Source organism: Levilactobacillus brevis ATCC 14869 = DSM 20054, assembly GCF_001433855.1.
In the GTDB taxonomy this organism is placed as follows: Bacteria; Bacillota; Bacilli; order Lactobacillales; family Lactobacillaceae; genus Levilactobacillus; species Levilactobacillus brevis.
In genome coordinates this window covers 149,089-157,582 of the sequence record NZ_AZCP01000001.1, presented here as the reverse complement: position 1 = coordinate 157,582, position 8,494 = coordinate 149,089, and the positions used below count along the sequence as shown (strand labels likewise).

Annotated in this window: 9 protein-coding genes; all 9 read right to left on the bottom strand. The window is 47.0% G+C overall.

The features are described 5' to 3' along the window. Positions 1-543: histidine phosphatase family protein (locus FC61_RS00950; protein ID WP_338086364.1), on the bottom strand; the 543-nt coding region annotated here is incomplete at its 3' end. 142 nt (positions 544-685) lie between these two features. Beyond that, positions 686-1,813: a tRNA 2-thiouridine(34) synthase MnmA gene (gene mnmA / locus FC61_RS00945; protein WP_021741785.1), complete on the bottom strand. Its 1,128-nt coding sequence runs from the start codon at positions 1,811-1,813 to the stop codon at positions 686-688. A gap of 218 nt (positions 1,814-2,031) precedes the next feature. Then, positions 2,032-2,373 (bottom strand): DUF1831 domain-containing protein, encoded by a 342-nt coding sequence (locus FC61_RS00940; RefSeq protein WP_011668106.1) that lies wholly within the window; start codon positions 2,371-2,373, stop codon positions 2,032-2,034. A gap of 1 nt (position 2,374) precedes the next feature. Further along, positions 2,375-3,571 carry a cysteine desulfurase family protein gene (locus tag FC61_RS00935; RefSeq protein WP_080664798.1) on the bottom strand — a complete coding sequence of 399 codons (1,197 nt, stop codon included), beginning with the start codon at positions 3,569-3,571 and terminating at the stop codon, positions 2,375-2,377. Between the two features lie 26 nt (positions 3,572-3,597). Continuing rightward, entirely contained in the window at positions 3,598-4,290 is a 693-nt protein-coding gene (locus FC61_RS00930; RefSeq protein WP_011668108.1) for a 5'-methylthioadenosine/adenosylhomocysteine nucleosidase, read from the bottom strand. Positions 4,291-4,313: 23 nt separating this feature from the next. Further along, positions 4,314-4,607 (bottom strand): hypothetical protein, encoded by a 294-nt coding sequence (locus FC61_RS00925; RefSeq protein ID WP_021741788.1) that lies wholly within the window; start codon positions 4,605-4,607, stop codon positions 4,314-4,316. Between the two features lie 8 nt (positions 4,608-4,615). Continuing rightward, the gene (locus FC61_RS00920; protein ID WP_011668165.1) at positions 4,616-5,158 is read right to left on the bottom strand and encodes an NUDIX hydrolase; all 543 of its coding nucleotides are present in this window, start codon (positions 5,156-5,158) and stop codon (positions 4,616-4,618) included. 1 nt (position 5,159) lies between these two features. Then, a complete protein-coding gene (locus FC61_RS00915; protein ID WP_011668166.1) occupies positions 5,160-5,384 on the bottom strand; it encodes a cold-shock protein in 225 nt (74 codons plus the stop codon). Between the two features lie 102 nt (positions 5,385-5,486). Next, positions 5,487-8,300 (bottom strand): isoleucine--tRNA ligase, encoded by a 2,814-nt coding sequence (ileS, locus tag FC61_RS00910; protein WP_021741789.1) that lies wholly within the window; start codon positions 8,298-8,300, stop codon positions 5,487-5,489. Between the last annotated feature and the right edge of the window lie 194 nt (positions 8,301-8,494).

Here is an 8,494-nt window from a genome sequence, read left to right as displayed (position 1 = left end):
CAGCCCGCCGCGCTTCCGATAATCGGCTAGTGGCGTGCCAATTAACGCATTGATTTCTGCGTTAAGGGCCGCCCCATGGCTCACGACCAAGACGTTATCTGTGGGGTGATTGTGAGCCGCAACAATTTGACGGATCGCTGGTGTCATTCGAGCTGTCACCTCGGCAAATGTTTCACCACCGATGGTTCGGGCATCGTAACGCTCTGGATGATTGCGAAACGCATCCAGCTCAGCCGGATACTGATCCTTAACCGCACTAAATGCCATGCCTTCCATCTTACCTAAGTGAAATTCTTCTAGCCGATTCAACAGTGTCAACGGGACCGATTGATGCAGTTCCTTGATAACGCGTTGAGCAGTTATTCGGGCGCGTTTAATTGGGCTGGCATAGGCGTGAACAAATGGCTTTTGCCGTAAAAATTGGCCTACTTGAATCATTTGTTGATAACTTTCATCCAGTAGCGGTGAATCCCCACCAGCTCCCTGAAACCGACCTTCCAAATTCCACTGGGTCTTTCCGTGGCGAATAAAGTATAATTTCACGCTGCGATCCGTCCTTTCCATAAAGTCACATAGTCTATATTATGCCAGTTTTAACCTGAATTTCAAAGCCGGGATATCAGAAATGCGAATTTTTTTCAAATAAAAAAAGCATTGCTAATTCATAGCAATACTCCTCATTTAACTAGATTAACTGTAATTCACGTTCCTGATTATAGGCTGCATCGATAATGGCACTACCTAAACACTCGTCTCCATTGTAGAACACGACTGCTTGCCCAGGTGTGATTGCTCGGGCCGGATCATCGAATTCAACCGTCACTTGCTGACCATCGTCGCTTAAATGAACCGTAACCCCTGTATCCTTTTGCCGATAACGGAACTTCGCTGTACAGTGGAAGTCACTACCACGGTCAATCGTGTTGACCCAGTGAATATCTGACGCTGACAAGTGAGTCGCGTACAAATGCGGGTTGTGATAGCCTTTGCCCACATACAGAATATTCTTTTGCAGGTCCTTACCAATCACAAACCAAGGCTCGTTGTCGATACCATCGCCACCGATACCCAGGCCCTTACGCTGACCAATCGTGTAGTACATCAAACCGGCGTGATGGCCTTTGACTTCACCATCAACCGTCATCATGTCACCCGCCTTGGCTGGTAAGTAAGTCTTCAAGAAGTCCTTGAAGTGCCCCTTCTCACCGATAAAGCAGATTCCCATGGAATCCTTCTTCTCAGCGGTCGCCAGCCCAGCTTCCTTAGCAATCTCACGAACCTGAGGCTTGACTAAGTCACCAATTGGGAACATTACCCGATCTAGCTGCTCAGTCGACAACTGACTCAAGAAGTAAGTCTGATCCTTGTTCTGGTCAACTGCACGCATTAAGTGGGCATGCCCAGCCTCGTCACGGGTCAACTGTGCGTAATGTCCCGTGGCAATGTAATCGGCACCCAACTCTAACGCGTAATCCAAGAACGCCTTAAACTTGATTTCCTTGTTACAAATAACATCTGGGTTCGGTGTCCGCCCCTTCTTGTACTCGTCCAAGAAGTATGTGAATACCCGGTCCCAATATTCTTTTTCGAAGTTTACAGAGTAGTAAGGAATGCCGATCTTGGCAGCCACCTTAGCCACATCTTTGTAATCTTCAGTGGCGGTACAGACCCCATTTTCATCTGTATCGTCCCAGTTCTTCATGAAGACGCCGATTACATCATAACCCTGCTGCTTTAATCGCAAAGCTACAACGGAAGAATCGACCCCGCCACTCATACCAACGACAACCCGTGTTTGGCTGTTGTCTTGCATGGTATCACCATCATTTCTATCAGATTCTGGAGAATCTACGATTTGAAGGTCGCACAAATCCAGTATGACCTAGTTTACCGATTCTGACAGCGTTTTGCAAGCCTGGCGTATCACAAGTGAAACATGGTGGTCTTGACTATCCAAGAATGGCCGGTCGTCAAATCCAGATTCAAAAAAAGTAGGCCAAAAAGTCATGTCTTTTCGGCCTACTTGTCTCATTATTTTTTCTGTAGAATTTCTCGGTCCATTAAATTCTGTAAGATAAAGTGATATTGCTCGACATTTTCAGTGGCGTGAGGCCCTTTAAAAATGTTAATCCGGCGATTACCGGAAGCGTTGGTCGTGGCCATCTTAAACCCGCTTAGATCCTTGGCAACCGTCACCTTTAACATTTGATTCTTATTGTATGGTGACGTGGGATCAACGGACCGCTCCAATGTGTAATTACCAGCGTTGGACACTTGAAAGCCAACATCCTTTAATGCATACGGCTTGATGTTGGGGTGCAGTTCATATGTCTCTGTATCACCATCAACTTGCATCTGTTTTTCAAATAACATCCTACTTCACCTCACTGTGGGATAACCGATTGACAATGGTCGTCACATTGTCAACGAATGCCTGAATATCATCACGCGTTGTCTGCTGTCCAAATGATAATCGAATGGATTCGGCGATGCGGGGACTGTCCGCACCAAACATCGCAGTCAACACGTGCGACGGTTCAATCGATCCGGCCGTGCAAGCTGACCCACCTGAAACGGCAATTCCGGCCAAGTCCAAGTTTGTCTGCATGACATACGTGGAAATCCCCTTAATCCAAATATTCAAAACATGTTCCAGATTTTCGCCTTCAAGTGACCCATTAACAGCAAAGTCAACGCCGTTAGCCGTCAAGCCTTGAACCACTTGCTCCTTAAAGCCATGGAACCGTGTTCGCTTTTCAGCCTTCACCTCTGGCGTTAATAACTGCGCTGCGGTAGCAAAGCCTGCAATTGCCGGAACATTTTCAGTGCCTGCACGTCGCTTTTCTTCTTGGTCGCCGCCCTTGATTAGACTTGGAAAATTAACGCCCTCATGTTTATAGAGAAAACCAATCATCTTAGGGCCGTTAATCTTGTGTGCAGACGTCGATAACATATCAATATGATCACGTTGCACATCAATATCCAATGAACCATAAGCTTGGACGGCATCCGTATGGAACCAAGCTTGGTGGTCTTTCAAAATATCGCCAATTTCATGAATGGGCATCCGACTACCGACCTCGTTATTCCCCATCATGATGGTTACCAAGATCGTATCATCTCGCAAGGCTGCTTTAAAATCATCTAGGCTGATCCGTCCCTGCTCATCAACTGGCAAATAGGTCACCTCAAAGCCTTGCTCTTCAAGAGCGTGTAACGGCCGCAAGACTGCTTCATGCTCAATCGCGGTCGTAATAATATGATTGCCCAATGATTGACGGGCCATCGCCGTTTGCGTGATCGCCGTATTATCACTTTCACTGCCCCCACTGGTGAAGATAATCTCTTCGTCGTGAGCGGCATTAATACTCTGCGCAATTACCTGCCGGCTATTTTCCATAATCGTATGGGCCTGACGACCTAAGCCATATAACGTTGACGCATTACCGTACACCGTTGCCAGCTTATTGGTCATTTCTGCCAAAACTTCTGGGGCTAATGGGGTCGTCGCCGCATTGTCTAAATAAATTTCGTGAACTGCATTGCTATTGTCAATGTGAATCTCTTGCACGCTCAAAACCTCCTGAATCACCCGTGCTAGTTCTGTGCTGCTAGCAGAGCTAATAACATCTGTGCGGAACGATGACCCGCATCAATAATAAAATCATCAAAATCAACGCCTGAATTATTGTCGGCATTGTCGGACATTGCCCGAACGACCACATAAGGCACATCAAATTGATGCGCCACTTGGCCGACCGCCGCGCCTTCCATTTCACCGGAAAGGGCATCTGGGAAGTAACCCATAATTTCTTTAATGACAGCTGGGCTATTTAAGAATTGATCACCAGAAACAATCAAGCCTTGCTTCGTTGTCAGCCCCGTTTCACTGGCAGCGGCCACAATCTTATCGCCCCATTCTTTAGACGCAATGAATCGGGCAGGTTGCTGGGGCAATTGCCCGTATTCGTAGCCAAAGGCCCGGGCATCGGCATCATGGTAGGCCGTTTCGGTTGAAACTACCACATCACCAATATTTAAGTCCGGTGCCAAGGCTCCCGCAGAACCAGAATTAATCACTAAATCTACATTGAATTGTGTAATTAACAGGGCCGTCGTCAATCCGGCTTCCACTTTACCGATTCCTGAACGAACCAACACAACCGCTTGGTCATGAATGGTACCCGTGTAAAATTCCAAGCCGTGAATGCTGGTTGTCTTAGCATCCACCAAGGCTTCGTGTAATTCTTTAATTTCTTCTTCCATGGCGCAGATAATGCCAAATGTCATGTTGCTGTCCACTCCCTTAAGTCTTAATCAACTAAAAATAAAATTAGATACACAATGACAATTAAGACGACAAGCCAGCCAATGGCCCAATTTAATCGTCGTCCCAAACGTTGTTGCTTTTGTTCCGCCGGACTGATGCGCTGACGATCATCATCATCCTCGGGCATCGATCGACCATGCGTGCGGGCGTACTCTTTTTCCACCTCCACCCGTTTACGATCGCGCTCCTGGAAATCCTGCTCAGCACGTTCTTGTTCTCGCCGATAGTCAGCTCGTGTTTTGGGTTGTTCATCTTGATCTTGCCAATCGTTACGCATATCGTCACCTACTTCTGTAATAGCCAGTAATAGATGGCCGTAATCGTTTTGGCGTCATTGATTTCGCCACTATCAATCATCGCTTGGGCTTCTTCCTTGGTTACTGTCAGCAACTCCAGATTTTCCCCCTGATCTCGCGGTAATTCAGTCGTCACGGGTTTTAAATCCGTTGCCAAAAATAACGTCATGTATTCATCGGAAAAGCCAACACTGGAATAAAAACCGGTAATCCGTTTTAGTTGCCCGGGTTGATACCGAATCTCTTCATTTAATTCACGAATGACGGCGTGTTCAACATTATCCGCATCACGCTGATCGAGTTTTCCGGCTGGAATCTCTAATGTTGCTGCCGCAATTGGTGCTCGCCATTGGCGTTCTAAAATCATTTTATTATCCGCTGTCAGGGCTAAAATCCCCACAGCACCAGCATGTCGGACAATTTCACGAGAAGCAGAGTCACCATTAGGCAAACGCACTTGTTGGCGTTCAACCTTGATGATCACCCCATTATAAAGCTCCTCTGTCGATTCAACATGTTCTTCTAAATCCATGTTAATCCTCCTCAGTACTTGCGGTGACAACGGGGGTCACTTTGGCCGCTTGAGGACCACGCATCCCTTGGACAATCACGAATTGGACAGTTTGTCCCGCTTCTAATTTACGAAAGCCTTCGCCAATAATGCCCGTGTAATACACGAACACATCACCATCAGCGGGGGTTGTGATAAACCCAAAGCCGCGTTGCTCGTTATAACTCTTCACTTTTCCGGTTAACATGGTATCCCTCCCATTACATAGAACAAATTATACTCGTTTTCACACAAAAACGACAGTCCCCGGTCTCCCGGAGCGCTGCCGTTTCCTAAAACTTATCGATCTTTAGTTTTCGTCAAATCCCTCAGTAGCCGTTTCCGGGAAATTCTGCCGCACAATAGCGGCACACCGGGCACAGAAGTGTGGGTAAGCACTGTCGCTCCCAACGTCTTCTTTGGTTAACCGACAACGATCACAAACCTCACCGGCCGCTGGCGTGACTTTCACCGCTAAGTGGTCAAACGTCAACGCATCTGCTGGTGCTTGATCTAAGCTGGCGACGTCTAAACCAGAAACCAACAAGATTTGTTGAACATTCACATTCAATTGATCGAGTAGGTGCTTAGTTTCCTCGTCCACGTACAAGTCAAGGTGCGCTTCAGCAGCCTTCCCAATTAACTTAGCATCGCGGGCTTCTTCCAAGGCCTTTAAAACATGACTTCGTAACGTCATGAAATGATCCCACGCTGACTGATGTCCATCGTCCGGTTGTTCGTTAGCATCGGTCAATTCTAGAACAGCTGGCATTTCTGCTAATTGAACGAAGTCTTCTGGTTCCTTCAAGAAGTCCCAGATTTCTTCAGCCGTATGTGGCAGAATTGGCGTGATTAATTTGGTCAAACTTACGGCAATCTGGTAGAAGACCGTTTGCATCGACCGACGAATTGGACTATCAGCGGCTTCAATGTACAAGATATCCTTGGCGAAGTCGAGATAGAACGCTGACAAGTCGCTGACGACAAAGTTAATCAGCTCTTTGTAGATATTCAAGAAGTCATAGTGATCATAGTGAGCACGAACGCTCTTGGTAAATTCATTAAGCTGATACAACATGTGGCGATCAACCGGTTGTAAATCATCAACTGCAATTGCATCTGTCTGCGGATCGAAATCACTGGTATTGGCCAGCAAGTACCGCATTGTGTTCCGCAGTTTCTTGTAACTATCCGAAATCTTCACAAAGGCTTCGGTAGATACGCGAACGTCGGCAGAAGAGTCAACGGATGTCACCCAGAGCCGGACAATGTCGGCCCCCATTTTTGAAATGATTTCGTCTGGGGCAATTGTGTTGCCTAAAGACTTGGACATCTTGTGCCCATCTTTATCCAACGTGAAGCCTTGAGAAACCACTTGTTTGTACGGTGCCTTACCAGTCGCCGCAACACTAGTGATCAGACTTGAGTTAAACCAACCACGATATTGGTCGGACCCTTCAAGGTACAAGTCGGCTGGGAAATCCAAATAATCCCGTTCAGCCAACACGCCTTGATGGGAAGTCCCTGAATCAAACCAGACATCCATGATATCAGTTTCCTTAGTGAACTCGCCATTAGGTGAATGTTCACTAGTAAACCCATCAGGTAAGAGATCCTTAGCCTCTCGCTTGAACCAGATGTTTGACCCATATTCAGCGAATAAGTCCGCCACGTGATCAACCGTTTCTGGTGTGATGATGGCCTCACCATCTTCACCATAGAAGATTGGTAGTGGCACACCCCAAACTCGTTGACGAGAGATGACCCAGTCGCCCCGGTCCTTGATCATGTTGGCTAAGCGCCGTTGACCCCAGTCCGGTTGGAACTTGACGTCTTTGAGTTGGGCTAAAATTTCATCCCGAATCTTGTCAACAGAAGCAAACCATTGTGGCGTTGCCCGGAAGATAACTGGCTTCTTAGTCCGCCAGTCGAATGGGTAGCTGTGCTCATAAGGCATGTACTTCAGCAGTGCGTTAGCCGCCTTCAACTTATCCAAAGCGATTTGGTTTGCGTCTTCGTAGAAGACACCCGCAAAATCCGCACCAGCTTCAGCTGTCATGTATCCTTTGTCATCAACGGGAACTAAGACTGGCAAGTGATACAAGGCACCCACGTTAAAGTCATCTTCCCCTAAACCTGGTGCCGTGTGAACCAAGCCAGTCCCAGATTCAGTTGTCACAAAATCACCCAGCATCACAACTAGCTTTCGATCTGCAATAAATGGGTGTTGTGCCGTCACGTTATCTAGATCTTGACCCATGACCGTCTTGATAACCTGAACGTCTTCCCAACCGAACATTTCTGCATTTTGATCGACCAGATCAGCAGCCAAAACAAACTTGCGGTCATCATTAGCTGGTTTAACCACAGCGTATTCGATCCCAGCATCAATTGTGATTCCTTCAGAACCCGGAATCGTCCATGGCGTGGTGGTCCAAACAACTAGGTACGTATCCGTATCTAAGACGCCCTTACCATCGACAACTTGCTCACCATAAAAAGCAGAAGGTGACGTAACATCATGATATTCCACTTCAGCTTCAGCCATCGCTGATTCAGATGACCAGGACCAGTAGACGGGCTTCTTTCCTTTATAAATCAAGCCCCGTTTAGCCATTTCACCAAACACGCGAACTTCGGCGGCTTCAAATTCTGGCTTTAGGGTCAGATATGGATTATCCCATTCAGCAGAGACCCCTAATCGCTTGAAGCCTTCTCGCTGTTGGTCAACTTGCTTTAATGCATATTCCCGACATAAATCGCGGAATTCGGCCGTTGACATCTTCTTGCGGTCGTAACCGGCCTTCGTTAATTGCTGTTCAATTGGTAGGCCATGGGTATCCCAACCGGGAACATAAGGTGCCCGGAAGCCACTCATTGACTTGTAGCGGACAATGATATCCTTGGAAATCTTATTCAACGCATGCCCCATATGAATCGGACCGTTCGCATATGGCGGCCCATCATGTAAAATAAATGTGGGCTTCCCTTCATTTAACTTTTGGCGGGCTTCATACATTTTGTTTTCGGCCCAAGCTTTTTGCCGATCAACTTCCTTGACCGGTAAATTACCGCGCATTTTGAACTTGGTTTTGCCTAAGTTCAGCGTGTCTTTTACTCGCATACCATTTCCTCCTTAAGTGATGTTTCTCGGTTGGTGAACCGGTGAGCTCAAACCATGTCTGGTCTCAGCTCACCGGTTCACCAAATCAATTGCCTAGAATCAATCTAACTGATGGTAAACAAAAAACGACCTCGTCAAGGGACGAAATCGTTCGTGGTACCACCCAAATTCGGTTAATGTTCAACTAACATTAA